This is a genomic window from Qipengyuania sp. JB2-7 (genome assembly GCF_055693485.1).
The window spans coordinates 605,016-631,794 of the sequence record NZ_CM146335.1; the positions used below are offsets into that span (position 1 = coordinate 605,016).

The 26,779-nt window shown below is 58.0% G+C and carries 22 protein-coding genes, 1 tRNA gene and 2 pseudogenes; 20 read left to right on the forward strand and 5 right to left on the reverse strand.

Going from position 1 to position 26,779, the window contains the following annotated elements; translation table 11 throughout:
• The first annotated feature begins 10 nt into the window (after positions 1–10).
• The 4 genes from ACZ1GM_RS02980 to ACZ1GM_RS02995 all read left to right on the forward strand — a co-directional run bounded on the left by ACZ1GM_RS02980 (position 11) and on the right by ACZ1GM_RS02995 (position 4,292).
• Positions 11–1,276 (forward strand): aspartate kinase, encoded by a 1,266-nt coding sequence (locus tag ACZ1GM_RS02980; protein WP_472677696.1) that lies wholly within the window; start codon positions 11–13, stop codon positions 1,274–1,276.
• A gap of 8 nt (positions 1,277–1,284) precedes the next feature.
• Positions 1,285–2,466, forward strand: coding sequence for a formate-dependent phosphoribosylglycinamide formyltransferase (gene purT / locus ACZ1GM_RS02985; RefSeq protein WP_472677697.1), 1,182 nt, complete (start codon positions 1,285–1,287; stop codon positions 2,464–2,466).
• A gap of 165 nt (positions 2,467–2,631) precedes the next feature.
• Positions 2,632–3,486, forward strand: coding sequence for a formyltetrahydrofolate deformylase (gene purU / locus ACZ1GM_RS02990; protein ID WP_472677698.1), 855 nt, complete (start codon positions 2,632–2,634; stop codon positions 3,484–3,486).
• Positions 3,487–3,560: 74 nt separating this feature from the next.
• Positions 3,561–4,292 carry an SDR family NAD(P)-dependent oxidoreductase gene (locus ACZ1GM_RS02995; protein WP_472677699.1) on the forward strand — a complete coding sequence of 244 codons (732 nt, stop codon included), beginning with the start codon at positions 3,561–3,563 and terminating at the stop codon, positions 4,290–4,292.
• Here the strand turns inward: ACZ1GM_RS02995 and ACZ1GM_RS03000 are convergent.
• A complete protein-coding gene (locus ACZ1GM_RS03000) occupies positions 4,282–4,740 on the reverse strand; it encodes a protein tyrosine phosphatase family protein (protein ID WP_472677700.1) in 459 nt (152 codons plus the stop codon). The genes ACZ1GM_RS02995 and ACZ1GM_RS03000 overlap by 11 nt on opposite strands.
• A pseudogene (locus ACZ1GM_RS03005) lies at positions 4,737–6,900 on the reverse strand (PQQ-dependent dehydrogenase, methanol/ethanol family). The gene ACZ1GM_RS03000 and the pseudogene ACZ1GM_RS03005 overlap by 4 nt, the downstream one beginning before the upstream one ends.
• Positions 6,901–7,010: 110 nt before the next feature.
• Here ACZ1GM_RS03005 and ACZ1GM_RS03010 point away from each other — a divergent pair.
• The 3 genes from ACZ1GM_RS03010 to ACZ1GM_RS03020 all read left to right on the forward strand — a co-directional run bounded on the left by ACZ1GM_RS03010 (position 7,011) and on the right by ACZ1GM_RS03020 (position 9,506).
• Entirely contained in the window at positions 7,011–7,901 is an 891-nt protein-coding gene (locus ACZ1GM_RS03010; RefSeq protein WP_472677701.1) for a dienelactone hydrolase family protein, read from the forward strand.
• Positions 7,902–8,015: 114 nt separating this feature from the next.
• Positions 8,016–9,008 carry an SPFH domain-containing protein gene (locus ACZ1GM_RS03015; RefSeq protein ID WP_472678615.1) on the forward strand — a complete coding sequence of 331 codons (993 nt, stop codon included), beginning with the start codon at positions 8,016–8,018 and terminating at the stop codon, positions 9,006–9,008.
• Positions 9,009–9,020: 12 nt separating this feature from the next.
• A complete protein-coding gene (locus ACZ1GM_RS03020) occupies positions 9,021–9,506 on the forward strand; it encodes an NfeD family protein (RefSeq protein WP_472677702.1) in 486 nt (161 codons plus the stop codon).
• 54 nt (positions 9,507–9,560) lie between these two features.
• Here ACZ1GM_RS03020 and ACZ1GM_RS03025 read toward each other — a convergent pair whose 3' ends face one another.
• Entirely contained in the window at positions 9,561–10,505 is a 945-nt protein-coding gene (locus tag ACZ1GM_RS03025; RefSeq protein WP_472677703.1) for a complex I NDUFA9 subunit family protein, read from the reverse strand.
• Between the two features lie 200 nt (positions 10,506–10,705).
• On the opposite strand from ACZ1GM_RS03025, the gene ACZ1GM_RS03030 reads away from it, so the two are divergent.
• Positions 10,706–10,792, forward strand: a tRNA-Leu gene (locus ACZ1GM_RS03030).
• A gap of 166 nt (positions 10,793–10,958) precedes the next feature.
• Positions 10,959–12,177: pseudogene (locus ACZ1GM_RS03035) on the forward strand (tyrosine-type recombinase/integrase).
• Positions 12,178–12,202: 25 nt separating this feature from the next.
• On the opposite strand, the gene ACZ1GM_RS03040 reads toward ACZ1GM_RS03035, so the two are convergent.
• Positions 12,203–12,775, reverse strand: a complete 573-nt coding sequence (locus tag ACZ1GM_RS03040; RefSeq protein WP_472677704.1) for a lytic transglycosylase domain-containing protein — start codon at positions 12,773–12,775, stop codon at positions 12,203–12,205.
• A 238-nt stretch (positions 12,776–13,013) separates the two neighbouring features.
• Here ACZ1GM_RS03040 and ACZ1GM_RS03045 point away from each other — a divergent pair, with 238 nt between their 5' ends.
• From ACZ1GM_RS03045 to ACZ1GM_RS03070, 6 genes are all read left to right on the forward strand, one after another.
• Positions 13,014–13,829 carry a DUF7146 domain-containing protein gene (locus ACZ1GM_RS03045; RefSeq protein ID WP_472677705.1) on the forward strand — a complete coding sequence of 272 codons (816 nt, stop codon included), beginning with the start codon at positions 13,014–13,016 and terminating at the stop codon, positions 13,827–13,829.
• A gap of 69 nt (positions 13,830–13,898) precedes the next feature.
• Positions 13,899–15,869, forward strand: coding sequence for a ParB/RepB/Spo0J family partition protein (locus tag ACZ1GM_RS03050; RefSeq protein WP_472677706.1), 1,971 nt, complete (start codon positions 13,899–13,901; stop codon positions 15,867–15,869).
• Positions 15,870–16,039: 170 nt separating this feature from the next.
• The gene (locus ACZ1GM_RS03055) at positions 16,040–16,969 is read left to right on the forward strand and encodes an ArdC family protein (RefSeq protein WP_298336020.1); all 930 of its coding nucleotides are present in this window, start codon (positions 16,040–16,042) and stop codon (positions 16,967–16,969) included.
• A gap of 366 nt (positions 16,970–17,335) precedes the next feature.
• The gene (locus ACZ1GM_RS03060) at positions 17,336–18,268 is read left to right on the forward strand and encodes a DUF2493 domain-containing protein (RefSeq protein WP_472677707.1); all 933 of its coding nucleotides are present in this window, start codon (positions 17,336–17,338) and stop codon (positions 18,266–18,268) included.
• Positions 18,269–18,592: 324 nt separating this feature from the next.
• Positions 18,593–18,862 (forward strand): hypothetical protein, encoded by a 270-nt coding sequence (locus tag ACZ1GM_RS03065; protein ID WP_472677708.1) that lies wholly within the window; start codon positions 18,593–18,595, stop codon positions 18,860–18,862.
• Between the two features lie 281 nt (positions 18,863–19,143).
• Positions 19,144–19,542 carry a single-stranded DNA-binding protein gene (locus tag ACZ1GM_RS03070; protein ID WP_472677709.1) on the forward strand — a complete coding sequence of 133 codons (399 nt, stop codon included), beginning with the start codon at positions 19,144–19,146 and terminating at the stop codon, positions 19,540–19,542.
• A 69-nt stretch (positions 19,543–19,611) separates the two neighbouring features.
• Here the strand turns inward: ACZ1GM_RS03070 and ACZ1GM_RS03075 are convergent, their stop codons facing one another.
• Positions 19,612–19,872, reverse strand: coding sequence for a DUF6437 family protein (locus tag ACZ1GM_RS03075; protein ID WP_472677710.1), 261 nt, complete (start codon positions 19,870–19,872; stop codon positions 19,612–19,614).
• Between the two features lie 343 nt (positions 19,873–20,215).
• On the opposite strand from ACZ1GM_RS03075, the gene ACZ1GM_RS03080 reads away from it, so the two are divergent.
• The 5 genes from ACZ1GM_RS03080 (at position 20,216) to ACZ1GM_RS03100 (ending at position 26,717) form a co-directional block, all read left to right on the forward strand.
• On the forward strand, positions 20,216–20,437 hold the full coding sequence (locus ACZ1GM_RS03080) for a hypothetical protein (protein WP_298336030.1): 222 nt from the start codon (positions 20,216–20,218) through the stop codon (positions 20,435–20,437).
• A 671-nt stretch (positions 20,438–21,108) separates the two neighbouring features.
• The gene (locus ACZ1GM_RS03085; protein ID WP_472677711.1) at positions 21,109–21,438 is read left to right on the forward strand and encodes a hypothetical protein; all 330 of its coding nucleotides are present in this window, start codon (positions 21,109–21,111) and stop codon (positions 21,436–21,438) included.
• Entirely contained in the window at positions 21,428–23,755 is a 2,328-nt protein-coding gene (locus ACZ1GM_RS03090) for a type IV secretion system DNA-binding domain-containing protein (RefSeq protein ID WP_472677712.1), read from the forward strand. The genes ACZ1GM_RS03085 and ACZ1GM_RS03090 overlap by 11 nt, the downstream gene beginning before the upstream one ends.
• Positions 23,756–23,805: 50 nt before the next feature.
• Entirely contained in the window at positions 23,806–24,999 is a 1,194-nt protein-coding gene (gene mobF, locus ACZ1GM_RS03095; protein WP_472677713.1) for a MobF family relaxase, read from the forward strand.
• Between the two features lie 227 nt (positions 25,000–25,226).
• Positions 25,227–26,717 (forward strand): ATP-dependent DNA helicase, encoded by a 1,491-nt coding sequence (locus tag ACZ1GM_RS03100; protein ID WP_472678616.1) that lies wholly within the window; start codon positions 25,227–25,229, stop codon positions 26,715–26,717.
• The last annotated feature ends 62 nt before the right edge of the window (positions 26,718–26,779 follow it).

The window sequence follows — 26,779 nt, forward strand, 5'->3', positions numbered from 1 at the left end:
ACGAATTGTGATGAAATTTGGCGGGACCTCGATGGCGGGGACTGAACGCATTCGCCGTGTCGCCAATATCGTCCGCAAACAGGCCGCCGGGGGCAATGAAGTCGCCGTGGTGGTCAGCGCGATGGCGGGCGAGACTGATCGTCTCGTCAATTTTTGCCGCGAGGCCAATGCGCTTTATGACCCGGCGGAATATGACGTTGTGGTGTCATCGGGCGAGCAAGTCACCAGCGGATTGCTCGCGCTGACCCTGCAATCGCTCGGCAGCAAGGCACGCAGCTGGCTGGGTTGGCAGCTGCCGATCAATACAATTGAAGCACATGCAAAAGCGCGGGTGTCGACAATTGAGAGCGATACCCTTGCTGCATCCATGAAGGATGGCGACATCGCCGTGATCCCGGGTTTTCAGGGCGTTTCCGACCAAGGACGTATCACGACCATGGGGCGGGGCGGGTCAGATACATCCGCCGTGGCTATAGCCGCCGCGGTCAAGGCAGATCGCTGCGATATCTACACCGATGTTGATGGGGTCTACACCACCGACCCGCGCATTGTCGCGAAGGCGCGCAAGCTGAAAGCTGTTACCTATGAAGAGATGCTGGAGCTAGCGAGCGTCGGGGCCAAGGTCTTGCAGACCCGCTCAGTGGGTCTGGCGATGAAGGCGGGTGTGCGAATTCAGGTGCTGTCGAGCTTTGTCGATGACAATGCGACACCGGCAGATGATCACCCGGGCACAATGATCGTATCCGAAGAAGAAATGAACGAGTTAGTGGAGAAGGGCGAAATGGAACGCCAGCACGTCACCGGAATTGCGCATGACAAGAATGAGGCGAAAGTCACGCTGACCCGCGTGCCTGATACGCCCGGTTCGGTTGCGCATATCTTTGAACCGCTCGCTGCCGCAGGCATCAATGTCGACATGATCATTCAGAACGTTGGCCGCGATAAAGGTGAAACCGATGTGACCTTTACCGTGCCGCTAGCCGATCTGGCGCGCGCGCAAGTGATGCTGGATGACAAGCATGACGACATCGGCTTCAACCGCATAATTACTGACAGCAAAGTCGCCAAAATCAGCGTTGTCGGTGTGGGCATGAAAAGCCATGCGGGCGTCGCTAGCACAATGTTCAGTGCGTTGGCTGATCGCGGGATCAACATTCAGGCGATCACCACGTCGGAGATTAAAGTCAGCGTGCTGATTGACGAGGATGAGACCGAGCTTGCGGTGAGGGTGTTGCACACCGCCTACGGGCTTGATGCGGAAGACGAGGTCGCCTGAACGAGCCAATGAGTTACACCGCCAAAATCCTGTTGCTTGGTTCGGGAGAGTTGGGCCGCGAATTTGTCATCTCGGCCAAGCGGTTGGGTGCTTACGTGATCGCATGCGATGCGTATGAAGGTGCGCCAGCGATGCAGGTGGCGGATGCATGTGAGGTGTTCTCCATGCTGGACGGAGAGCGGCTGCGGGCGATTGTCGAAGAACATAAACCTGATCTGATCGTGCCAGAGGTAGAGGCGATCCGTACTGAAGTATTGGCCGATCTGGAGAACGAAGGCTTCAACGTGGTTCCCTCTGCGCGGGCGGCGCAGATGACCATGAACCGCGACGGTATTCGGGATTTGGCTGCGCGGGAGCTTGGCCTTACCACGTCGAAATACCGTTATGCCAAGAACCTCGAAGAGGTGACCGCGGCGGCGGAGCACACCGGTTTTCCCTGCGTGATCAAGCCGGTAATGTCATCCAGCGGCAAAGGACAAACCACGGTTCGTGTTCGTGATGAGCTGGAGACCGCGTGGGATTATGCTGTGGCCAATATGCGCGGTGATCGACAGCGGGTGATTGTCGAAGAGTTTATCGACTTCGACTATGAGATCACCCTTCTCACTGTACGGCACGCGGGTGGTATTACGTTTTGCCCACCTATAGGCCATCGACAAGAGCGGGGGGACTATCAGGAAAGCTGGCAGCCCGCGCCGATGTCTGATGCCGCGATTGCGACAGCTCAGGACATGGCCGCTAAGGTGGTCGACAACCTCGCTCAAGGTGGCAAAGGCTGGGGCCTGTTCGGGGTCGAATTCTTCGTGAAGGGGGAAGAAGTTATCTTCTCTGAATTGTCCCCACGCCCGCATGACACCGGAATGGTCACCTCTATCGGCCAGAACCTCACGGAGTTTGATTTGCACGCACGCGCGATAATGGAGCTGCCCATCCCTTCATTTATTCGCGCGCGGCCATCCGCATCTGCAGTGATCTTGGCAGATCGGGATAGCGAGAATTTCCGCTTTGATGGCATAAGCGATGCCTTGGCGGTCGAGGGCGGCGCGATCGACGTGCGTATCTTTGGTAAGCCTACCACACGGCCCTATCGCCGGATGGGTGTCGCGCTTGCGAGCGCCGGTTCGATTGAAGAGTCTCGCCACCTCGCGAGCGAAGCAGCTGGCCGTGTGGCGATCAGGTATCGCGCCTAAATCGTCGGGAGGCGCGGGGCGCCGCCACACGCGTGAAACGTGGCGGTCTTGAGGCCCCGGTTAGTCGCGCCCATATCGGTGTTTTGAAGGAAGCAGGCTGGCTTTAGCGGGCCGCATTATTGCTAGGCTTGCGAGTGCTGCGCCTGCACCGTATCCGGTTGTCGCATGACGCAACCGCTTATTCTCACACTGTCCTGCGCTGATAAACCGGGCATCACTGCGCGCGTGACGAACTTTTTGTTCGAACGCGGCGGCAACGTGCTGGAGGCGCAGCAATTCAATGACCGGACGAGCAATGCGTTCTTTATGCGCGTCGCCTTTGATCCTGCGGGCGTGACGCGTGAACAGCTGCGCAGCGATTTTGCCAGTATGGCCGCCGAATATGCAATGGAATGGAAGCTCACGCTTCGGGATCGCCCGCGCCGGGCAATCCTGATGGTCAGCAAGTTTGATCATTGCCTTGCCAGCCTGCTGTATCGCTGGCGGATTGGCGAACTGGCGATTGATCCGGTGGCGATCATTTCAAATCACCCGCGCGAAGCGATCAGCCATACCGATATTGGCGATGTGCCGTTCCATCATTTGCCGGTCAATAAGGACACCAAGGCAAAGCAAGAGGCACAAGTTCGCGCGATTGCGGAGGAAACGGACGCAGAGTTGGTTATTCTGGCCCGCTACATGCAGATTCTATCGGACGAGCAGGCGCGTCATTTTGCGGGCCGTTGCATCAATATTCATCACAGCTTTCTGCCCGGCTTCAAAGGGGCAAAACCCTATCATCAGGCGCATGCCCGCGGCGTAAAAATGATTGGTGCGACTGCGCACTATGTCACGACCGACCTAGATGAGGGGCCGATCATCCATCAGGACGCAGAGGCAATCACTCATGCTGATGACCCCGATGTTCTTGTGCGGAAAGGTCGCGATATTGAAAGCCGCGTACTAGCTGAGGCCGTGCGATTGCATATCGAAGAGCGTATTCTCCTCAATGGACAGCGAACTGTGGTGTTCAGGGGCTAATATTGGAGGCTGAGCCATGCATCATTATGATCTGCCGAATGATTCCAGCGATCTAACCGGTACGGGTCGCGCTGGTGACGGGCGCATCATCTGGATTTGGAGAGCGCTTTGCCCGTGTTCTGGCAGCCAAAGGTGCTGCGGTTGGCCTCGCGGCGCGGCGGATTGACCGACTTCAGAAGCTTGCTGAAGAGATTGAGGCGGCTGGCGGCAAAGCCATTCCTGTGGCCATGGATGCGACCGATTCTGATGCGCTTGTTGCAGCTGTCGAAGCGACCGAGCAAGCGTTTGGAACGGTCGATATACTCGTCAACAATGCGGGTGTTCCTGATGCTCAGCGGGCGCACAAAATGCCGATTGACCTGATTGATCAAGTCATTGGCGTGAACTTGCGGGCACCCTGGATACTCTCGTGTGAGGTTGCGCGTAGGCTGATCGCGGCGGAGAAACCCGACCGGATCGTGAATATCAGTTCAACCGCGCATTATCGCTATGATGGTGGTGGTGCAGCTCTTTATGCAGTCACCAAGACGGCAATCGCGCGCATGACAGAGGCGCTCAGCGTCGAGTGGGCCTATGCCAATATCAACGTCAATGCGATCGCACCCGGCATGTTTGTGACCGAAATGACTGACGGAATGTTTGCGCGGATCGGCGACCCGAGCGATCGTGTAGCTCGCAAGCGCATCCCTGTGCCCGCGCAGCTCGATTCGAGCCTGCTCTATCTGGTCGGACCGGCTAGCGAATGCGTGACCGGCGCTGTGATCAAAGTCGATGACGGCCAAAGCGCGCAAATGACTATGAAGTGAGCAGTGCTTTCCATGGTTCGATCCGCGGGTCATCACTCTCAAGCGGATCCCAAACCTTGGCCATCAATGCGCGTGCTTCCCGCTCATCCATGCCGCTTTTCTGGTCGATAAGATAGAAAAACGCGGTGACGCGATAGTTCATGATGCAATGAACATGCGTCGGCCCGTCTGAATTGGTCAGCGCAGATTCCAGCGCGCTCACATGATCGTGAGTAGGCGCGTCGAAGGGCACCGGGATATGAGTGTAGGCAATATCCCGTTCAGACAGCAAAGCGCCTTCGTTGGTAAGCGCCTCCGGATGCTCATCCAGCGCCAGATTGATCACATGCTTGACGCCGATTTTCATCAACGCGTCCAGATCTATCTCGATAAGCTTGCCCGACGTTGTGATCCCATCCGGGCGGCGTTGCCAGTTACGAATTGCTGCGCCTTCGACAGTGTCGCTCATCGTTGGGCGACTTGCTCCGGCTCCGCTGCGGGCTCGATGACCTTATCCTGATTAGCGCGGAAGATCACATATTCGCGCACTGCATCGATCTGATCGCGGGTCAATGACCCCTCAAAGCCAACCATACCGCTATCTTTCAAAGCGCCATCGTGAACGATGCTCATCCAAGCATTCCGGTTCGATAGAGTTCCGCTGCGGCGCAGGTCTGGCAAGACGGTCGACCCGACAGCTGCGGGCGCATGGCAGACAGCGCAATAGCGGGCATAGTGTTTGCCGCCGTGCTGCGATTGTATCCGCACTGGCCCGACTAGGTGGTGGGTCGAGCGGGAGAGCAGCCAGCGCTGGCTCCTCTGGCAATTGGCTATCTGCCCCGAGTTTGAAAACGAGCAGACGAGAGATGTTTCGCACTGGCTTGTCCTTAGCGATCAGGCCGCCGTCCGCTGTAATGGCGAGCGCGCCGCCCCATCCGGCCAGCACAGCCACATATTGTTCGCCATCAACGGTATAGGTAATTGGAGGTGCGACTACGCCGGTTTGTGCGCCAAAGCTCCACAGCCTGTCGCCACTTGACGCATCATAGGCGTTAAACTCGCTGTCTTGCGTGCCCTGAAACACCAGTCCGCCACCGGTGGCCAGCAGGCCGCCATTCCACGCGCCATTATGCTCAACGGTCCAGCGTGCCTCTTGCTTCACCGGATCCCAGGCGAGCAGCTTGCCTTTGACTGTGCCGTAAACCTGACGCCGGATGCCCATGTCCGGTGGCAAGTCACCAGCGTCCAATTCAAATCCGACATTGAACCCGCGCGCTCGGTCAGGTTTCCAATCGGCTTCAGGCGCGTAAATTGTCGCGGCCTCAAAGGCAGGGATGTAGACCAGACCTTCATCAGGGTGGAACGCCATGGGGTGCCAGTTATGGCCACCAAGAGGGCCAGGCATCACCAGAGCAGGCTCGCCGGTCTTGTCCACCCGCGTTTCTGGATTTTCAATGGGACGACCATTCTCATCAATTCCGGTTGACCAGTTGAGCGGGATATAGGGCTCCGCGCTAATCAGCTCACCGGTCGCGCGGTCGAGCACATAGAAATAGCCGTTCTTGGGTGCCTGCATCAGCACCTGACGCTGTTCACCCTCGACATCCATGTCAGCGAGAATGATGTGCTGAGTGGCGGTGTAGTCCCACGTCTCGCCCGGCGTGGTCTGATAATGCCAGACATATTCGCCGGTGTCCGGGCGGATCGCGACAATGCTGGAGAGGTAGAGATTGTCGCCCTCGCCAGTGCCGTCTTCGCCGGGGGAGCGATAGGCGCGGTTCCAAGGGCTACCGTTGCCCACGCCGATATAGAGAAGGTTTAGGTCTGGGTCGTAGGCCATGGAATCCCAGACCGTGCCACCGCCGCCAATGCCGCTTTCGCTGCCGAGCACGTCGCCGCTCCAGGTTTCCGCGGCGGCTTTCATATATTCGGGCGCATCATCGCCTTCATCGCCGCCCGGAACGGTGTAGAACCGCCACAGCTCATCGCCGTTATCCGCGTCATAGGCGGCGACATAGCCGCGCACGCCAAACTCGGCACCGCCATTGCCGATGATCACCTTGCCATCGATGATCCGCGGCGCGCCGGTAACGGTATAGGCTTGATCCTGATCGACGGTCACCTTTTCCCACTTCACAGATCCCGTGTCGCGATCCAGCGCGACCAAGCGTCCGTCTAGCGTGCCGAGATAAAGTGTATCGCCCCAAGTCGCGAGGCCCCGATTGACCACGTCGCAGCAGGCTTTCACGCCGGTCTCGCCGGGAACTTCGGGATCATAGTCCCACAGAGGTTCACCGGTGGCTGCGTCGTACGCCTTCACTTTGCTCCATGCAGTCGTGAGGTAAAGTTTGCCGTCGATCACCAGCGGCGTGGCTTCCTGCCCGCGCGCCGTGTCCATATCGGCAAACCAAGCAAGGCCCAGCTCGTTCACATTGTCGCGGTTGACCTGATTGAGTGGCGAATATCTCTGCTCTGAATAGGTGCGACCATGCGTAATCCAATTGGCGTCGTCTGCGCCCGCATTGACCAACTGCTCTTGGCCAATCGTGCCTTCATCCGTGTCAAACGTAGCAATGTCACAAGCGCTCAGCGCGAACGCCATCGAGATTGCCAAACAGACTTTTTTCATACCCACTCTCTCCCTGATCGACATGTTGCCTTGTCAGAGCGCACTTGTCCATTCGCCACATCTTGCCATACTCATGCAACGAAACGTACAGGCGCAATGGAGATGGCGAGATGTGTGATGAAAAGAAGCTGGAGAAATGGGCGCAAGACACCTTGAGCCGCCGCGAATTTGGCGCGCTGGCAGGTGCCGCGTCAGTCGCCGCCTGCACACCGGCGGAGACTGTCGCTGCGCAAGACGGGGAGGGTGAGACAGCGATGGGTATCTCAGGCTTGCCTGGACAATCCGTTAGTTTTGCCACTGAAGATGGAACGATGGATGCCCGTTTTTTTGCGGCGCCTGAAGGCCCGGCTCCGGCTGTAATCCACTGGCCAGATATCGCAGGTATCCGCAAATCCCATTTGGACATGGCGCAGCGTACAGCCAATGCGGGCTACTCGGTGCTGATCGTCAATCCCTATTACCGCGATGAAAGCGGGGTGATCTGGCCAGACTTCGCGACTTTCGCCGATGGTGGATGGGACCGTGCCCGCGAGTTTCGTGAGAAACTATCCTCCTTCGCCATTAAAAGCGACACGCAAGCGATTGTCGAATGGCTCGATGGGCAGGATGCAGTTGATACGGCACGCGGCATCGGAGCTGAGGGATATTGCATGGGTGGGCCGTTCACCGTCTACTCAACGCATGCAGTGCCGGACCGGGTGAAGGCGGCGGCCAGCTTCCATGGCGGCGGTCTGGTGCGCGATGATGAGGAAAGCCCGCATCAGTTGCTCGCGGCGACACAGGCACATTATCTGTTCGCGATTGCCAAGGATGACGATGCCGACGCGCCAGACGACAAAGTCGCGTTGAAAGAAGCCACAGAAGCCGCTGGTCGCCCTGCGGTGACGAAAGTCTATGATGGCGACCATGGCTGGACGGTTCCGGACAGCCCAGCCTATGCCGAGGCTGCCGCGGAACTGGCATTTGCTGACAAGCTGGCGCTCTACAAGTCAGCATTATAGGCCAAGTTAGCTTCGGCGGTTTCGCTTTGCGATAACCGCTCCGCACGCTACCGTCACAATCTACAGGTTGGAACGAAGGGCAATACCATGGACGTCTTTATCTTTTTGGCACTGATGCTGTTTGTGTTGGTGTTGATCCTTTTTACGACAGTAAGGACTGTCCGCCAAGGGTATGTGTACACGATTGAGCGGCTTGGCAAATTTACCAAGGCCGCTGAACCAGGTCTCCACATTATCGCGCCTTTCATTGATCGGGTTGGTCGGAAGATCAATATGATGGAGCAGGTGCTGGATATTCCCGGGCAGGAAATCATCACCAAGGATAACGCGATGGTCGGCGTTGATGCGGTGGTGTTCTTTCAAGTGCTTGATGCAGCCAAGGCAGCTTACGAAGTGTCTGGCCTGCACAATGCAATTATGGCTCTGACCACGACGAATTTGCGCACAGTTATGGGCTCGATGGATCTGGACGAGACTCTGTCGAAGCGTGACGAAATCAACGCGCGCCTTTTGTCGGTTGTGGATCACGCGACCTCGCCGTGGGGCATCAAGATTACCCGCGTTGAGATTAAGGACATTCGCCCACCGGTCGACATTTCAGAAGCGATGGCTCGCCAGATGAAGGCAGAGCGCGTGAAGCGTGCTGAAATCCTGGAAGCAGAGGGTGACCGCGCTTCCAACATCTTGCGCGCGGAAGGCGACAAACAGTCCGCCATTCTTAAAGCGGAGGGAAAGCGCGAAGCAGCGTTCCGCGACGCCGAGGCGCGCGAGCGTGGCGCAGAGGCAGAGGCGAAAGCCACGCAAATGGTGTCTGATGCGATAGCCGGTTCTGGTAACCAAGCGATCAACTACTTCATCGCTCAGGAGTATACGAAAGCAGTCGGCAAATTTGCGGACAGCCCCAATGCGAAGACAATCCTGTTCCCGGTAGAGGCGACGCAATTGATCGGATCGCTTGGCGGCATTGGGGAGCTGGTAAAAGGAAACTTTGCCGATGTGCAGGGCACGGTTGATGCGGGCACCGCGATCCCACGAGAAAAGCCGCGCGAGCGTGTACGTCGCCCCAGTACGGCCCGGCCAAGCGTTCCTCGGTCAGGCGATAGTTGATAGGAGCACGTGATGGATGGGGTTGACGGCTTCGAATTGTATTGGGCCTGGTTCGTCGCCGGGCTCGCCTTGGCCGCGCTCGAAATGGTGGTGCCCGGGGTCTACTTGATCTGGCTGGCATTGGCGGCTTTGGCAACGGGCGTGCTTGTATTCGTCGCCGCTCCGCCGCTTGCTCTACAGGTGGTGTGTTTCGTCTTCCTCGCTCTGATCGCGGTGTTTTCCGCCAAGCGTTTTTTGCGCGACAAGCCTATCGAGAGCAGCGACCCATTACTCAACAACCGTGGCGGGCGTCTTGTGGGTCAGGTCGCGACAGTCACTGAGGCAATTGAGCATGGGAGCTACCGCATCCATGTCGGCGATGGCGACTGGATCGCGCGCGGACCCGATATGGCGGTCGGAGAACGAGTGCGCATCACAGGCAATGACGGCGCGCAATTACTGGTTGAGCCGCTCAACCTTATTGAGGGTGATGCGGTCGAAGAGCCCGAGCAGGGCTAAATCGGACCTTGCCACTCGCACCTGACATTGGGCGCGCGAAGATGTCTACCAAGTTTAAGCGCTAAGGCGGTTTTCGAACCGTCCGTGCTTGCGATAACGCACCATCCACTTGTCGAGGAATAAACCCAAAGGTTTCGGGTCTATGCCGAGTTGCTTCAGGCCGAGCGCGTCATCCGCGGCGGTATTGCCTGACTTGAGCAAGCTCCACTGATCGCTCGACATTGGTGTCAGAGGCATCATCGCAAACGCTGCCGACGCTGCATCAGGCACAGGGATGAACAGCCGCTTTCGCTGTTGCCCCTCGGCGATGGCTTCGTTGATGTCCATCATGGTCATGACTTCCGGCCCACCAAGCTCAAACACCTTGCCACCAAATTTGCTGGGGCTGGACGCGGCCTTGCAAATCGCTTCCGCTACTTCGTCTACGTAGACAGGCTGCAATTCAGCATCGGGCCCGAAAACGGGCAGCACCGGGATCATGGAAATCAACGCGGCAAACATATTGAGGAAATTGTCATCCTCGCCAAACACGATTGACGGGCGCAGGATGGTCGCTTTGGGGAAGGCCGCCATAACCTCTTTTTCGCCGAGCAGTTTCGCTTGCGCATAGCCGCTTTGCGCGTCTGGATCGCGGGCAATGGCGCTCACATGGACGAAAGCGCTCGCGCCTGTTTTAGTGGCAGCTTCCGCCATCCAGCCTGCGCTCTGGCCCATTACCTGATCGAGATTGCCATCAAACGTGCCGACCAGATTGACGACTGCGTCGGCGCCTTCAATAACCTGCTCAACGCTCGCACGGTTTGTGACGTTGCAGCGCACCAGTTGTAGCTGTCCAAGATTGGCAAGAGGCTTCAACCTATGCGCCCGCTCTGGGTTGCGGCTTGCAATGCGCAGCCGTGCTCCGCTCTCCAGCAGAGCCTGAGCAGCATAATTGCCAATGAAACCACTACCGCCCATCAGGACGACGAGTTTGCCGTTCAGCGGGTTATTCTTAGCCATATATACTCACGTCAAAGGAAGCACTGATGCTGTCCCTTGCCGGAAGCGGTGCTGGCTCGCAAGACTTCTTGGCAGCGAACGTGCTGTAGCATCTTGTGGTGACGTGTAGATCTGCCTTTATGGCGTTGACTTAGCCGAGGGCGAAGGCTAACCGCGCCAACCTATTACCCGGCGGCTATGATTGCTTAGCCGGTTGGTGTGCCCAGATGGCGGAATTGGTAGACGCGCCGTCTTCAGGTGGCGGTGGGGGCAACCCCGTGGAGGTTCGAGTCCTCTTCTGGGCACCATTTGTTCTTCCCTTGTTCTCTCAGATAATCTATAAAAACCGCAGAAATCCAAGGGGTTTGGCCCTTGGATCGTTCCGGATCGTCCCACCTGTTCTCTACCGATCCAGACATTTTTGCGGGCCTTTTGTGGGCCTTTTGCAAAAGGCCCAAATGAAAAGGCCCACACATGCCTCTGACGGATACCAGACTCCGAGCCCTCAAACCGAAGGCAAAGCCTTACAAGGTCGCTGACGAGCGTGGCCTATATATCGAGGTCACACCCGCTGGTGGCAAACATTGGCGGTTTCGATATCGAATTGGAAAAGCGCAAAAGAAGGTGTCGCTCGGCGGCTACCCTGTGGTTAGCCTCAAGGATGCGCGAGAAGCAGCAATGGAAGCGAGGCAGACCATAGCTTCTGGCGGCGACCCAGCGGTGGAGAAGCGCAAACAGAAGATTAGGGATGAGTTTCTTTCGGCGAGTACTTTCGAGGCGGTCGCCCGCGAGTACATAGAGCAGATCATGGTTCAGAATGGCCGCGCTGAAGCGACTATCGTCAAGGCGAACTACTTTCTTGATAAGCTGACACCAGCGATCGGAAATCTAGCCGATCCACGAGATCGAACCTTTCGAAGTGCTCGCGCCTTTGAAGCGTCTTGAAGCTACTGGGAAGCACGAGACGGCAAAAAAATGTCGATCATTTGCAGGACGGGTATTTCGGTATGGGGTGGCGACAACTCGGTGCAAATCTGATCCAACTTCGCTGTTGAAGGGAGCGCTCATCACGCCAAAGCCGACGCACTACGCCGCCATTCTTGATCCAGAGAAGCTAGGCGGGCTGTTGAGAGCTATCGACGACTTTGAAGGTTACGCTCTCACAAAGTTTGCGTTGAAGATTGCCCCGCATGTTTTTGTGCGTCCTGGTGAACTGAGGCATGCTGATTGGGCGGAGTTTGACCTTGATGAAGGCGTCTGGCGGATCCCAGCAGGCAAGATGAAAGCGCGGCGCGCGCACGCGGTTCCGCTCTCAAAGCAGGTCATCAGCCTTTTCGAAGAGCTCGGCACCATGATGGGTAAATCAGGTTATGTGTTTCCATCAGCCCGGTCCGGTCTACGTCCCATGAGTGAAAACGCTTTGAACGCAGCCTTTAGAAGGATGGGGTTTAGCAAGGAGGAGGTCACCGCGCATGGGTTGAGGGCGACCGCATCCACCCTGCTCAATGAAAGCGGAAAATGGAGCTCAGACGCGATTGAGCGCGCGCTTGCGCACGGAGACAGTAATGCGATCCGCGGTGTTTATCATCGAGGTAAGCACTGGTCTGAGCGCGTAAAGATGTCGCAGTGGTGGAGTGACTATCTTGATAGCCTCAAGTTGGGCGGTGACTTGGTATTTCTGAAAGCGAGCTAACTCTTGAGCTTCTTCAAGATCGCGCTCATTGTTTGGCGTATGCCATCCATCGCCGGATAACGTTTCTCACATATCCTGGGGTTTCTCGATTTTTCGGAATGCCTCCTGCTCGCGATACGGCACCTGGGCCAGCATTGTAGGCTGCCAATGCGAGATGGATCGCACCGAACTGATCGAGCATCTGCCGCAAATATCTTGCGCCGCCATCGATGTTTTGAGCGGGGTCATGCCGATTGGTAACCCCGAGCTCCTGTGCTGTTGCTGGCATGAGCTGGGCTAATCCAGCCGCCCCTGCTGGGCTGATTGCCATCGGATTGAACCGTGATTCTTGCCAGACTAACGCTTGGAGGAGCCTTGGCGGCAAGCGGTGACGAGCTTCTGCTTGACGGATCAGAGGCTCGTAGAGCGCCTCTTTGAAGCTTCGTTCAATCTGCGATTTCTGACTTCTAGGATCGTATTGAACGTCCGCTCGTCGGTCTGACGCGCTTTCAACCGACCCCATAACGTGATCGAAAATCTGGAATTCTTGCGCGATGGCGCAGCTTGGGACTGCCAGTCCTAGCGTACCTATCCCGATCGCTATTTTCGAGCTTTTCACTGCGCAATCTCTCAATCTTGATAATTCTGGCGTGAGAACATATTATGAACGTATGGGTGTAGGAAACCATATGATTGGTTGCACCAACAAGAGGAGAGGGAAGCGACAGAAGGGGCAATTGAGCAACTAAGGAGCTCGCATGTCCTTTTCGAATTCCCATCAGTCTCGCGCGTCGTTTGAGGAAACCGCTCGCAAGCTCTGCGAGAGCCGCGGCGGGAAGTGGTCTGGCACCAAGGGCATGGCCCGTTGTCCAGCGCACGATGACCGCACGCCTTCGCTCGGTGTCACGCTTGGCCGAAAGGCGATCCTCCTACATTGTTTCGCAGGGTGTGATCAGGCGAGCGTGCTCGCTGCCCTCGCCCGTGAAGGGATCGAGACCTCAGCTCTATTCTCAGGTTCTTCTGACGAATTTCCGTTCCAGCCGAGCTATTCCAGCAAGCCATCAGCTGCAGCACTCCGCATCTGGCGCGATGCCCGACCGCTGCAGCGAAGTCCTGCCAAGGCATATCTCGAAGAGCGCGGCATCCTCGCAACCTCCCATGCGCTGAGGTTTCATCCGCGCACACCGCTTGGACCGAAAGGTCGCGCGCGCTTTTTGCCGGCGATGATCGCTTCGGTCAGCCTCGACGAGGGGCCGATTGCCGTTCACCGGACTTTCCTGTCGCATTCCGGCAATACGCAGGCATCGTTTGCCAAGCCGAAACGTGCTCTGGGGTCTCTCGGCAAGGCGGCAGTCCGTCTGTTCGCACCCGCCGAGGGAAGGCTTGGTCTCGCCGAAGGCATTGAAAGCGCGATGTCGGCCTATGCGCTTACCGGGATCCCAACATGGGCAACGCTGGGCAATGAACGCTTCGGCCTGGTTGCCATCCCCGAGAGCGTGAGCGAGCTACATCTCTTCGTCGATCACGACGCAGGTGGAGAACTCGCGGCAACTCGCGGACTGGAAGCCTACGTTTCACCCAATCGCAAAATCCTGATCCGCAAGGTCAGATCGCGAGGCGAAGACTGGAACGATGAACTGCAGACGTGGCTGCTCCGAAAGAGCAAAACTTAGAGGAGAGAGAGCTCCTGGGTCTTTGGCCGCACGGTTGTCGTGAGGCGCAACAAAGACAGGAGACTACTCATGATCCAATCCATTCCTCTCAAGAAACTAATCTCAAGCCCTCGCAACGTACGCAAAACAACCGACGTTCTTGCCGATTTGCAATTGCGGGCTGATATCGCGGCACGCGGGCTTCTCCAAAATCTGGTAGTTCGCAAAGCCACCCGAGGGAAATTTGAAGTCGAAGCTGGCGGGCGCCGCCTCGCTGCATTGCAAGCGTTGGTCGAGGAAGGCACGCTTCCCAAGAACCATGAAGTCACTTGCCTTGTCATCGAAGGTGAGGAAAGCGAAGTGCGCGAAGCGAGCCTTGCCGAGAACTTCCAGCGCCTCGCAATGAACCCGGCCGACGAGGCGCAGGCTTTCGCTGCGATTGTCGAGGCGGGAGCTAGCACCGAAGACGTGGCTCGCCGGTTCGGTCTCACAGTCCGCTTTGTCGAGGGCCGTCTGCGCTTGGCGGGCCTCGCACCTTGTGTCTTCGAAGCGCTCGCCGAAGGCGCGATCACGCTCGATATGGCCAAGGCCTATGGAGCGATCTCAGACATTGACCGCCAAGCACACGTCTATGCCGAACTGCAGGACGCCTGGCACCAGGTCACGCCTGACACGATCCGTCGCATGGTGCTCGATGCCACTGTTCGTGGCTCCGATCCGCGCGCGGTTCTGGTCGGGCGCGAGGCCTACCTCGCAGCAGGTGGTCGGATCGAACGCGAACTCTTCGACGACGAAGCCAGCGAAAGCTGGATCGATGTCGCGCTGCTCGAAGACCTTGCCCAGAAAGCGATGGATGACGCTGCGAAGAGGGTCGCTGAAGAACACGGACTTGCCTGGGTGCGACCCACGCTTGGCAACTATGTAAGCCACGATCTCGTCGAGGGCCTCAATCGGCTTCCATGCGAACCGGCTCCGCTCAGTGAGCAGGAAGCCCGCGAGCTCAGCGACCTTGAAGCCGACTACGACCGGACAGCGGCCATCCTCGAGGATGAGGACAGCGACGAAAGCGAGATCGCCAAGGCGGAAGAAGAGCTGGTCTCGATCGACCGCGCGATGCGCGATCTGCACGATCGTCCGCCAGTGCTTGCCGACGAGCTAAAGTCAGAGGCTGGAGCGTTCCTTGTGCTCTCACGGAATGGCGAACCTGCAATGGTGCCGCAGTTTTACACTGATGCTGAAGTCATCGACACTGATGACGGAGCTGTCGAACCGGTGGATGCAGGTGCTGATACCAAGCGCAAGAGCGGGGCGCTTTCGCAGCGTCTGCTCGACGAGCTCGCGATGCAGCGTCGCGATATCCTGGCGATCCACCTGGCCAACGATCCTGCGCTCGCGCTTGATTTCATGGTCTTCACGCTCGCAGATGCTGATGGGCATGACTGGCGCGCGAAAAAGGCGTCGACGCTCGTCGGCTCGGTCGCATCGGGGCCGGTGGCCGGATTCGAGGCGAAGGATGCCCCCGCAAGTGCTGCGCTCGCCGAGTTCGCCGCTTCGCTCGACGAGAGCTGGCGCGCCGGCGAGACTGACGTCGAACGGTTCGAACGCTTCCGCGCATTGAGCGATGAAGCACGTTCGGCCTGGCTCGGCCATGTCGTATCCCGCACACTGGTCGCGAGCCTTGCCTGCGAAGGCGATCGCTCGGCGCCGCTGCACGAGATACTCGGGTCGCTGCTCGAGATCGAAACCGCGCATTGGTGGCGGCCGACGGCGGCGAACTTCTTCGATCGTGTGGCCAAGGCGCGCACGCTTGAAGCGCTCGACGCTGCAGGCGGTCCCGAACTCGTCAGCCGCTATGCAGGTTCGAAGAAGGCAGAACTAGCGAGCGCAGCCGAGCGTATCTTCTCCGGCAATTTCATTGGCGAAGCGGATGTGAAGACGCGCGCGGGAGCGTGGGTGCCCGAGATCATGTGCTTCGGTTCTCCTGAGGAACCGGTCGAGGATGAAACTGCGGCCCCGGTTGAGGACGAGACCGCGAACGAAATTGCCGAGCAGGCTGCCTGACCCCTCCTGACAGGTCCAGGTGACTCGGCGGGCGGTCCGTCCCTCTCGGGATGGGCCGCCTTATTCGCGTTTCCGTCCGAAGGTCGCCTACGATGGTGAGTCTTAGAGGGGAGGACGCTTTGTTCATCCTGAACCCGGACACGTCCGTTCCGGCGATCAGGAGACCATCGATGACAAAGTCCCGCCGCACTGCTTCAGTTTCTCCAGCTGCGCGTATCACCGCCGCCATTATCGAAAAGCTAGAGCAAGGCACCAAGCCTTGGGTCAAGCCGTGGCGTGGCTTGCCGCTTTCTCGCCCGCTGCGATCATGCGGGACGCCGTATCGCGGCATGAATACCTTCTGGCTCTGGATGGTTGCTGATGCCTGCGGCTACGCCTCACCATACTGGATGACATATCGCCAGTGCCAGAAACTCGGCGGCCAAGTCCGCAAAGGAGAAAAATCGACCATCGCGATTTTCTACAAAAACTACACCAAGGAAGTCGAAAACGCTGAAGGTGGGCAGGATACGGAGAGCCGGCGCGTGCTGAAGACCTATTCAGTCTTCAATGCCGACCAGTGCGATGGCCTCCCCGAATTCTACCATCCCAAGCCACTGGTTGCCGCGCTTGAGCCCGAAGGCCGCGAGGAGCGGCTAGATGCCTTCTTCGCTGAGATCGACGCAGAGCTACGCCATCATGGCGCGCAAGCCTACTACGAGCCACTGCGTGATCGCGTCACCATGCCGCCGGCCGAACTCTTCGAAGCCTATGACCATTACTACGCAACACTTGCGCATGAGCTATCGCACTGGACTGGACATTCTTCGCGACTCGATCGAGGCCTCAAGAACCGCTTCGGCAGTGATGCCTATGCCGTCGAAGAACTTATCGCCGAGCTGTCCTCCGCCATTCTTGGTGCCGAACTGGGATTGCCCGTCTCGCATCTCGATCATCATGCTAGCTATATCGCGTCCTGGCTCAAGATCCTTAAACAGGACGAGCGCGCGATCCTGACCGCGGCCGCAAAGGCCGAGGAGGCAGCCACCTTGCTGCTCGAAATGGGCGGTCACCAATCGAGTGCCAATGAGGCTGATGCCGAACTTTCTGACGCAGCCTGAATAAGAGACTTAACTTGAGCAACTCTGTCAGCCAGCCCGCACGTACTGGCACTTGCCTTCACACCGAGTCAATTCGGTCTGGCCGAGCGCTCCCGGACCGATCCTGGATCACTCCCAGACAACTCCTGCGCCACTCCGACACGATCCCGCACAGCCTGTTCGCTGGTCCTCGTGCCCTGGACCGGTCAGGTCCCACAGCAACCCGCGCAAGGCTGCGGCCCGTGTGGCCCACGCCAGCCTTGCCTTGCGGGGTTTCCCGCTGACGCGGTGCGGTGGTCCCTTGTCCCGGTCCTTTTCGGACACGGCGAACGGGCCCGCGCGGAACTTCCTCCGTCGGCATTCGCCGGTCTCAGGAGGACTAAAGATATGTATGACAATTTCGCCACCCAGCTTGCCGGCCTCGATCTATCCGGCTTCTCGATCACGCCTGCCCCATTCAACGGATCCGACTTCCCTTGCGAGGACGCCATGTCTCACACGCTCGGAGCAGTCTGGTCCGATCTGTTCGCGCTGTTTGCCGACACCGCGCTCGAGGCCGACGCCGAGGATCTCGCTTGGGGCTTCGTCAATCTCTTTCACCGTGCAGCCAGCCGCAAGTCGACCCAAGTAGATCGGGCCTCGGATGAAATCCGCGCCCTATTGGCATCCGCCGACGGGTCCGAAGTGCATTCGTCAAACCTCCAGGAACAAACCCTGCGTGCCCAGTCTGCTGAAGCCAGCATGCAGGTGTTCGAGCAGATGCGTGAGGTTGCAGCAGGTCTCTATCGCGACGAAACCGGTTCCTCGTGGAAGCCCGTATCGGGATCGCGTGCGCGCCACTCGAAGAACATGACATCGGCCGTGATTGATGCCCGCGACTTTTTGCGCGTACGCAAGGAGCGTCGTCAGGCTGCACATTCTCCCGAGGGTACTCCGGTGGTCTTTGCCGGTGGTCGCAACCGTTTCGAATGCGAGGCCGACGCCAAGACTTACGCGGCGAACATCTGGGCTACACTCGACAGGGTGCGCGAGGTCGTTCCTGACATGTTTCTCGTACATGGCGGAGACAGCAAGGGAGCCGACAGACTGGCCGCATCGTGGGCCGAGCGCAATGAGGTGCAGCAGCTGACATTCGGGCTTGAGCGTCGTTTGGGTGCTCGTGCAGGGTTCAAGCGCAACGAGCAAATGCTTGGTCTCAGCCCTCGCTATGTGGTGGCATTTCCGGGCAACGGCGTGACCGAACGCCTCGTGATCGAAGCCAAGAAGCAGCGCATCACGGTTGTTGATCGTCGCGGGCCGTTGGGCACTAGTCCCGCTTGACGGGGAAAGAGCAACTAGACCTCTTGGATGATCAATTCCCAATCGCCGAAGACGGGCGGCCCTGTTCAAGGCCGCCCACGAGGCAAAGAACTCATTGTTGCTCCGAGGCCTACGGGTCGCAATGGCAGGGGAGTACCGAACGCAATCAATTCGATTGTAGGGTTATGAAATGCCCGAATAGATACGCCTCTGAACAGCTTCATTGCTCATCGCGCGTAACCAGCGCGCCTGTGCAGCAATCTTCCGGGACGGACGCGGTTGCTGAAAACTGCGGCGCGGCACTTATCGTTCCCGCATCCGATTTTCCAAGCTACAAGATCGGCAATGCAACTCGATGATCTTCTTCTTCGCTACTTTGCCTCGACAAATCTGGCTGAGATAGCACCCGACACTTTGGCAGCCGGCATCGAGCATTGCCGGGTCGACCTCGGTCTCGAGCAAGACAGGGGCAAGCGCTTTGCACTGTGGTCGTTCCTGCACATGTTGGGGGCCGCCCCCGACCTCGACGTGGCGTTCGACGACGAGGAAGACCGGGAAGCAGCTCGCAACTTCATGGATCTCCTGGCGGCATCGGGAGGCGATGGTGTAGATTGATTGTAGCGGGATCACGCGAGCCTTCAGACCCGCACCCGATACCCATCCGGCTTTCTTCGCGAACAGTCCTGAACCAGGTCAGCTGAGGAGCCGCAACCCGTTCCTTTCCGGCCGTGTTGGCAGCTGCGCTGCCTGCCCGCACCACCCGTCATGAACAGGTTTCCCTTGACCCCCAGACGATGTCTGTTGGCCTGCGGTGCAGTCCTCCCATGCCCTGCTTCTTTCAGATGTTCGCAAGCCGGAGATGGTCTCCGGTTTGAGGAACTGAAGGAACTTACATCATGACCAATATCGCAATCCTAACCGGCCGCATCGCCCGCGAGCCCGACACCCGCGAGACCAAGGGCGGCACCAATGTCACCGGGATCACCGTCGTCACCGATCGCCCCGCACGAGACAAGGATGGCAAGACCTACAAGGATGAGAACGGCTACACCGCCAAGGAAAGCGAGTTCCACCGGGTGACCTGCTTCAACGGCCTCGCCAAGACCGTCGGCCAGTACTGCACCAAGGGCCAGCTAGTCAGCGTCCAGGGCCGCATCCACTACACCCAATGGGAAGACAAGGACGGGGTCACACGCTACGGCACAGAGATCCTCGCCGACAAGGTCGACTTCCTCTCAAGGGGCAATGGCTCCGGCGAGAACGACGAGAACAAGGATGCTCCCGAAATCGACTGATCTCAGCTATCCAGCCTCCCAAGAAAGGGCTCTGTCCAAACCGGATAGGGCCCTTTCTCGTATTCACTATCAGTGGCTTTGAGCTGTGCGTGATGCGGAGGCTTGCTTTTGAACAAGCCGCTTTATGGCTTCCTCTTCGCCGAGTTTTCCGAGCTCATTTGCAACTTCGGATAGGCCCCTCTTTGAGAAGGTTTCTAACCCCGTTCCAAGAATAACCTGGCCCAGTTCAATGGCAGCCTGTTTCTCGAGTTCTTTCTGACGTTGGTCGAGTGCCAGCCTGTCGGCCTCCAGTTTCTGGAGTGCGGCTACAGCGCTTCGTTTCGATGGCATTGAGGGTACTTCTTTCTTCCCCTCCGATGACCCTCTCCTCGGCTGACGTGCACTATCACCCGCCCTGTAGGAAAGCGATTTCCCCTTGGTTTTCGCGAACACCTGAGATCGAACGGGAGGGGAGTTTGGCTCACGGACTTTCAAGGATGATGGGCGTGCAGCTGGCGCGTCAAGGACGGCGGGGCCCCACCATTTTGCCGTCCCTTCGCTTCGCTGCAGTCCGACAAAATCGTTGCCCCCACCGCCGCTTGGCGGTCGCCCAGCCGGGCGATCCCTGACCCGCCAGCCACACACCCATCTGCCTTCCTCCTGTCGTCTTACCGACAGATATCAGGAGGATTTCATGACTGCGCTTGCATCGATTCAATCAAACTCGAACAGCTACTTCGAAGCACTGGCCACTGCCGAACGGCGGGCCTTGCACAGCTTCTTCGACCAGCACGTCGTGGAAGATAATGACCTAGGATACTTCGCCCTGGACGAGGGTGACTACAACGCCTTGCCGGCGCATCTGGCCAGCCGGGTTGTGCACACGGTGCACGGCGCAATGCTCGACGAGTTCTGAACGTCCGATGGGGCGGGAGCCGGTGACGGTTCCTGCCCCTTTTTTGTGTTCGCTGCTGGAAGAAGAGAGAGTAGTAAGGAGCGGTGCTGGTGACGCGCTCGGTCCCGCACCACCTGCGGCGGCGCTCCTGCGGGCGCGGCGTATTTGGTCCGGGCCCCGCATGCACTCCTGAGCGCCAACGGGTCGAAGCGGCGCGAGGCTGACGGGAGCGACAAACCCCGCTCCCTTATCTCGCACGCGCTTCTTTTGCCGTCAGCTTATCAGGGGTGCGTCTTGGTTGGGATGCTTGCTTCCGAACTGGCGCTTGCGGTTCGCTTCAGCGTCCCGGGCTGTTGCTTTCGCTCGATCGGCACGGCTGCCAATGCCCGTTCAAAACCCATTCCCTGTCGTTTCTGGATTTAGACCTCGCAGTGGGAAAACGGTAGCACACCGTACGCAGCGGGGCTGGCAAGTAAGATCATGAAGTTTGTCATGAATTTGGCAATGTCCACTTCTGTGCCAGTCGTGTGCCAATGGCTTTATCGACTGTGCCAGAGTGTGCTGAATTCACTTAGCACATTGAATTTCTGTCCTAATTTTTCGGTTTCCTACACCCTATTGCCCGTGCCAGAGTGGCACTCGCTTTTCCGAAGAGTGAACCAGGTTCTTTTTAGCAAAAGGAACTTGGATTCATGCAAAGACATCATCGTTTTGTGACCTATGTCACGCCTCTCATTGCCGAGTGGATTAAAGCTCAGGCCGATGAGCGGCGGGTAAGTTCAAGCATCGTGATTGGCGATTGCATTTTTGATGCCTGGCAGCGTGACACGGAAGCCGATTTGAGGACGCCAGCGACCGATCCGGTTCGCCAGAACATCTTCATCACCGTAGCTTTGGATGCGCTGCTCACGCACCATTCTGTGCCCAATCTGCGCGAGCAGGCGGTCGCGGCCTATCAGCGCCGGCTGGAGCGTTTGGGGCTCGTTGCGCCGCGCCCGCAAGGGGGCGGCGATGAAGCATAAACTCGTCAACTTCACTCGCGGAAGCCAGCTCCTTGGGCACTTTGGTTTCATGTTTGCAGCCGGGCTCAAAGGCCCGCTGATCATCACCCTGCTGGTGATATTTGGACTTATCTATTGGGAGGTAACAAGCAGCCTCACTGACCACCAAACCTACCTTGTCTGGATGCACATCTACTCATCCTTTTATGCGTTTATGGAGTTCGATCCTGACAAGCTTGTGAACCTCACCTTGGCTGATGGAAGCATGGTCGCGTTTCCAATCAGCGTAGTGACCGACTACCCGCCCATGAAGGAAGCAATCACCGCATTTGAGGGGGCAGTTGAGGCTGCGCTTGTCATGTCGGCGTGGGGTCTTGTTCCTGCCTTCATTGCCTTTTGGTGGGTTGCTGAACACTTCGGTTGGCGCTCCAAGCAAAGGAAGCATGTGCGCGGCGCATCGCTTGCAAGCCTTGCTGAACTGGAAGGCGAAATCGACGATCACAATCGCCATGAACGCGCTCGCGAATATGGCAGCAATTTGGGATGGAGGTGGCGGCTTGCCGGCAGCAGCGCGCTCGCTTCAGCCGGTCTCTATAGCCCCGCGCACCTTGCAGGCGTGAGCTGGCCCTGGCGGAAAGAGCAAAGCCACACCATGCTGGTCGGCACGACAGGCACGGGCAAAACGGTCGCCCTTTTCGAGCTCCTTTCCGAGATCAAACAAAGAGGCGAACGTGCGGTCATTTTCGACCTGACCGGCGCCTTTATCGAAACCTTCTTCGATCCCGAATGCGATATCATTTTGAACCCTCTGGATACGCGCTGCCCAAGCTGGAGTGTGTTCGATGATTGCACATCGCGCGCGGAGTTCCATGCAGCCGCGGAGTCGCTTGTGCCTCATGATGGAGGCGGCTCGGAACAGTTCTGGGTGCTCGCTGCGCGAACCCTATTTGTTGAAACATGTATCAAGCTGAAAGAAGCAGGGCGCGGGACCAATGCCGCGCTTGCCGATGAATTGATGAACGCAGATCTCTCGGATCTGCACCGCCTGGTAGAGGACACAATGGCTGGACCGATCAGCACGCCTGCCGCTGCTCGCATGGCGGAATCGGTCCGCGCCGTCTTCAATGTGAACGCAAAAGCGATGCAAATGCTGCCTCAATCAGGGGACGCTTTTTCGGTGCGGCAGTGGGTGACTGGCGAAGGAAAACCGGGCTCCTTTCTGTTCCTATCCGCGCGCTATGTAGACATGAGCGTGCTCTCACAATTGCTGACGCTGTGGCTTGATACAGCGATCAACACGCTGATGACGGGTCGCCGGACGCGTGACCTGCAACTGTGGTTTCTGATTGATGAGCTCGGCGCGCTTCACCGCCTGCCGTCGCTCGAAAAAGGTCTGCAGACTGCGCGCAATTTTGGCGGTGCTATCGTGACGGGCGTCCATACCTTCGCGAAGCTCAAGGAGGTCTACGGCGAGAACATGGCAATGACCTTGTCCTCACTTGCCAGAACCAAACTGATTCTCGCCACTGCCGATCGCGAGACCGCCACATGGTGCTCCGACATTATCGGCCACCGCGAGGTTCGCGAGATGGAAGAAGGGTACAGCTATGGCTACAACAATGCGCGCGATGCGGTCAGTCTGACGCCGCGTCGGCAGGTGGTTCCGCTGCTTTTGCCTGATGAGTTTATGGGCCTTCCAAGCCTTGAGGGCTTCATCAAGTTCCCTGATGGTTTTCCGGCGGCGCCTGTCTCTTTGCAACCCCGAGATTGGCCGCGCCGGGTCGAAGGTTTTATCCCGTACGAGGATGCCAAAGGACCAACGTCAAAGGCAAAGGCTGAAACTCTCAAGGAAGGCGAGGAGACTTCCGAGGCTACGGCGAATAAGGGCGGAGAGGAAGGAGAAGACGGCGGCGATCCGCGCAAGATGAAGGAGGCCACGGATCGCAAGCGTGAGCCAGCGAAGCGTCCTAAAGCGCAGTTTCGCGCGCGTGACAAGAAGGTAAAGACTGACAAGCGAGAACGTTCGGAGTCTCGCTCTAAGACAACCCTCAAACAAGCTGTTGAAGCCCCGCGCAAAAGCGAAAGAGCAGCCTCTTTAGGCAAAGTACAAGGCGAGCTTCCGCTTAGGGAGCAGCAAGTCGATCACCGTGAATCAGACGCTCTGAAGAAGCCTTCGCCTCGCACTGATCGGCCCGATCCTGACGCCGCGCAGCGTGAAGGTGAGCAACTCGCCAAGACGGATAAGACGCTTCAAGAAGAGCAGCAGCGCTCGCTCTTGGGCGGCGCGGCACGCGAAGAATATGATCACGATCTCGGCGACTTCGACGCTGAGATGTGATTGCGATGATCGGGGAGGACAGAGGGACTTGAATTGTGTGAGGCCTGCCCATGCTCTCCGTTGCCAATGTCCGCTCGTCCTCCGCAGCGGCCAACTACTTCGCATCCGACAATTATTACGCCAAAGCTGATGCTGATCGCTCAGGCGAATGGCTCGGTGAAGCCGCAAAGCGGCTTGGTCTAGAGGGGAAGGTGGACGCCAAAGCCTTCGACGCTTTGTTGCGCGGCGAACTCCCCGATGGAACGCAAGTTGGCAACCTTGGGCAGGCCCATAGGCCGGGCACCGACCTTACATTCTCTGTTCCCAAGAGTTGGTCGCTTCTTGCCCTTGTGGGCAAAGATGAGCGTATCATCAGCGCTTATCGTGAGGCGGTTGTTGAAGCGCTTCAATGGGCGGAAAAGAACGCTTCCGAGACCCGCATCATGGCGCAGGGCAAGGTTCAGACCCAAAAGACAGGCAATCTGGCGATTGGGCTTTTTCAGCACGATACCAATCGCAATCAGGATCCCAATCTGCATTTCCACGCCGTGATCGCCAATTTGACACAAGGCAAGGATGGTAAGTGGCGGACGCTCAAGAATGATCGTCTATGGCAGCTCAACACCACGCTCAACTCCATCGCGATGGCGCGCTTCCGAATGGAAGTCGAGAAGCTTGGCTATGAAACCGGACCAACTCTCAAGCATGGCAATTTCGAAGCGCGCGGGATTTCGCGCGAGGATGTCATGGCCTTCTCTTCGCGGCGCCAAGAAGTGCTTGCAGCGAGGCAAGGTCCAGGCCTTGAAGCTGGGCGCATCGCTGCGCTTGATACCCGCTCTGCCAAAGCGCCGGTCGAGGATCGCGATACGCTTGCAGGCATGTGGCAGGAAACCGCGCAGTCCATTGGTCTCGATCTAACTCCCATTGTCGAGCGTGCGCGTGTGCGTTCAGCCATGCCTGAAAAGCCTCATTCGGGTTTCGCGACACTGGTGGAACGGGGCCGAGCTTTGCTTGGAAAGTTTGCCAGCCATGTTCGAGGGGTTCCTGAAGATCCATTGGTGCCGGCCTCGGTCCTTAAACAGGACAAGCAAACGATCGCGGTACGCGCAAGCGGTTGCGTCGTACCGTGCGGCATTTGTCGCAGCGCGAGGCCGCTTTTGAACGCGAAGCGCTCTACAAGGCGGCTTTGGATTTTGGGTTACCAACGACCATCGGTGAGATCGAAACGAGAACCCGCGCCTTGGTCAATTCTGGTCATCTTGTAGCGGGACGCGGCGAGCATATTGGCTGGCTCGCATCGCGAGAAGCGATTGAAACCGAGGAGCGCATCATCGCCGCAGTTCAGGCGGGAAAAGGAGAATCCGCGTTTGATCTCAACGCTGAAGAGGCCGAAACTCGTGTGCAGGCCTCAGCCGAGATCGGGCACGGCTTTAGACTGAATGAGGGGCAACTCTCGGCTGCGCGTCTCATCCTTGCTTCGTCGGATCGAACTGTGGCGGTTCAAGGCGTAGCAGGTGCTGGCAAAAGCAGCGTGCTTGGGCCGGTCGCCAAAGTGCTGGGGGAAGAGGGACGGCCTGTCATCGGCCTCGCTATCCAGAATACACTCGTCCAAATGCTGGAACGCGATACGGGGATTGAATCGCAGACGCTTGCCCGCTTTCTGGGGGGCTGGAAGTCGCTGCTTGATGATCCCTCTAATCGCAGCCTCAAGGCCGAAGCGAAGCAGGCGCTCGGAGGCAGCGTTCTCATTGTGGACGAGGCTTCGATGGTGGCCAACGACGACAAGGAGAGGCTCGTTGCGCTCGCAAACCTAGCCAGCATCCATCGCTTGGTGCTTATGGGCGACCGCAAACAACTTGGCGCTGTCGATGCCGGCAAGCCCTTTGCGCTTCTGCAAAAGGCCGGGATTGCGCAGGCCCAAATGAACACCAATCTGCGCGCGCGTAATCCTGTTGTTCGCGAAGCCCAAGCCGCTGCACAGAAAGGTGATGTGCGAACCGCATTGGCGAAGCTCAAACCCGATACGATTGAGGCCAAAGGCGATGGTGCGATTGTTGCTGCCGAGCAGTGGCTTTCGCTGAAGCCAGAGGACCGAGAGCGCACATCAATCTATGCCTCGGGGCGAAGGATCCGCTCAGCTGTCAATGAGGCTGTGCAAACAGGTCTTCTTGCTAGCGGGCAGATCGGGCCGGAGAAAGCTCGGTTGGCCGTGCTTGAGCGCTTGAACACCACTTATGAAGAGCTGCGCCACGTTGCAGCCTATCAGACCGGCCGCATTCTTGAGGTTTCAAAGAGACAAAAGGCGCTTGGCCTTATGCCGGGACAATACCGCATCTTGGGCAGCGATCCGAAATGCAAAAGGGTCACTTTGGAGAATGCTCGCGGAAAAAAGTTCAGCTTCGATCCTTCGCGGATAAGGGCAGACAAGGCCAATGACAGTCTGGCTCTTTTCAACGACCGACGGCTCGAAATCCATCGTGGCGACAAAATTCGCTGGACACGAAATGATCACAAACGCGGTCTGTTCAACGCTGGCCAGGCAAAGGTCATTGCCATCGACAAGAGCAAGGTCACAGTCGAGACCTCAAAGGGAGAGGAAGTGACGCTTGGAAAGGACGATCCTATGCTGAAACGCATCGATCTCGCCTACGCGCTAAACGCTCACATGGCTCAGGGCCTCACCTCGGATCGCGGGATTGCTGTTATGGACAGTAGAGAACGCAATCTCTCGAACCAGAAGACGTTTTTGGTGACGGTGACCCGACTGCGCGATCATCTGACTTTGGTCTTGGACAATACTCAGAGACTGACTGCTGCTGTTGCTCACAACAAGGGAGAGAAAGCCTCTGGGCTCCAAGTTACATCGCGCCTGCAAGCAGCTGCAGCGAGAGGTGGCGATGGCCAGAAGCAGACTACAAGCGAGAAAAACGCGGGTCAGGAATTGGAGCGCATCAAGAACAAAACGCTAGGTCGGGGGATTTAGTAACGGCTTTGCGCCCTAATTTTGGTCATTGAACTATGCCAGCCGATTTTCCGAACGCAGCC

Excerpts from the sequence above, each read along its gene's own strand:
- ACZ1GM_RS03075 (WP_472677710.1), bottom strand. The coding sequence starts at position 19,872 with ATGCCATCGAAACGAAGCGCTGTAGCCGCACTCCAGAAACTGGAGGCC.
- ACZ1GM_RS03080 (WP_298336030.1), top strand. The coding sequence starts at position 20,216 with ATGACTGCGCTTGCATCGATTCAATCAAACTCGAACAGCTACTTCGAA.
- ACZ1GM_RS03015 (WP_472678615.1), top strand. The coding sequence starts at position 8,016 with ATGCTGTTTGTGTTGGTGTTGATCCTTTTTACGACAGTAAGGACTGTC.
- ACZ1GM_RS03065 (WP_472677708.1), top strand. The coding sequence starts at position 18,593 with ATGCAACTCGATGATCTTCTTCTTCGCTACTTTGCCTCGACAAATCTG.
- ACZ1GM_RS03045 (WP_472677705.1), top strand. The coding sequence starts at position 13,014 with ATGGCCCGTTGTCCAGCGCACGATGACCGCACGCCTTCGCTCGGTGTC.
- ACZ1GM_RS03070 (WP_472677709.1), top strand. The coding sequence starts at position 19,144 with ATGACCAATATCGCAATCCTAACCGGCCGCATCGCCCGCGAGCCCGAC.
- purT (WP_472677697.1), top strand. The coding sequence starts at position 1,285 with ATGAGTTACACCGCCAAAATCCTGTTGCTTGGTTCGGGAGAGTTGGGC.
- ACZ1GM_RS03025 (WP_472677703.1), bottom strand. The coding sequence starts at position 10,505 with ATGGCTAAGAATAACCCGCTGAACGGCAAACTCGTCGTCCTGATGGGC.
- mobF (WP_472677713.1), top strand. The coding sequence starts at position 23,806 with ATGCTCTCCGTTGCCAATGTCCGCTCGTCCTCCGCAGCGGCCAACTAC.
- ACZ1GM_RS03010 (WP_472677701.1), top strand. The coding sequence starts at position 7,011 with ATGTGTGATGAAAAGAAGCTGGAGAAATGGGCGCAAGACACCTTGAGC.
- ACZ1GM_RS03020 (WP_472677702.1), top strand. The coding sequence starts at position 9,021 with ATGGATGGGGTTGACGGCTTCGAATTGTATTGGGCCTGGTTCGTCGCC.
- ACZ1GM_RS03060 (WP_472677707.1), top strand. The coding sequence starts at position 17,336 with ATGTATGACAATTTCGCCACCCAGCTTGCCGGCCTCGATCTATCCGGC.
- ACZ1GM_RS03090 (WP_472677712.1), top strand. The coding sequence starts at position 21,428 with ATGAAGCATAAACTCGTCAACTTCACTCGCGGAAGCCAGCTCCTTGGG.
- ACZ1GM_RS03055 (WP_298336020.1), top strand. The coding sequence starts at position 16,040 with ATGACAAAGTCCCGCCGCACTGCTTCAGTTTCTCCAGCTGCGCGTATC.
- purU (WP_472677698.1), top strand. The coding sequence starts at position 2,632 with ATGACGCAACCGCTTATTCTCACACTGTCCTGCGCTGATAAACCGGGC.
- ACZ1GM_RS02980 (WP_472677696.1), top strand. The coding sequence starts at position 11 with ATGAAATTTGGCGGGACCTCGATGGCGGGGACTGAACGCATTCGCCGT.
- ACZ1GM_RS03085 (WP_472677711.1), top strand. The coding sequence starts at position 21,109 with ATGCAAAGACATCATCGTTTTGTGACCTATGTCACGCCTCTCATTGCC.
- ACZ1GM_RS03000 (WP_472677700.1), bottom strand. The coding sequence starts at position 4,740 with ATGAGCGACACTGTCGAAGGCGCAGCAATTCGTAACTGGCAACGCCGC.
- ACZ1GM_RS03050 (WP_472677706.1), top strand. The coding sequence starts at position 13,899 with ATGATCCAATCCATTCCTCTCAAGAAACTAATCTCAAGCCCTCGCAAC.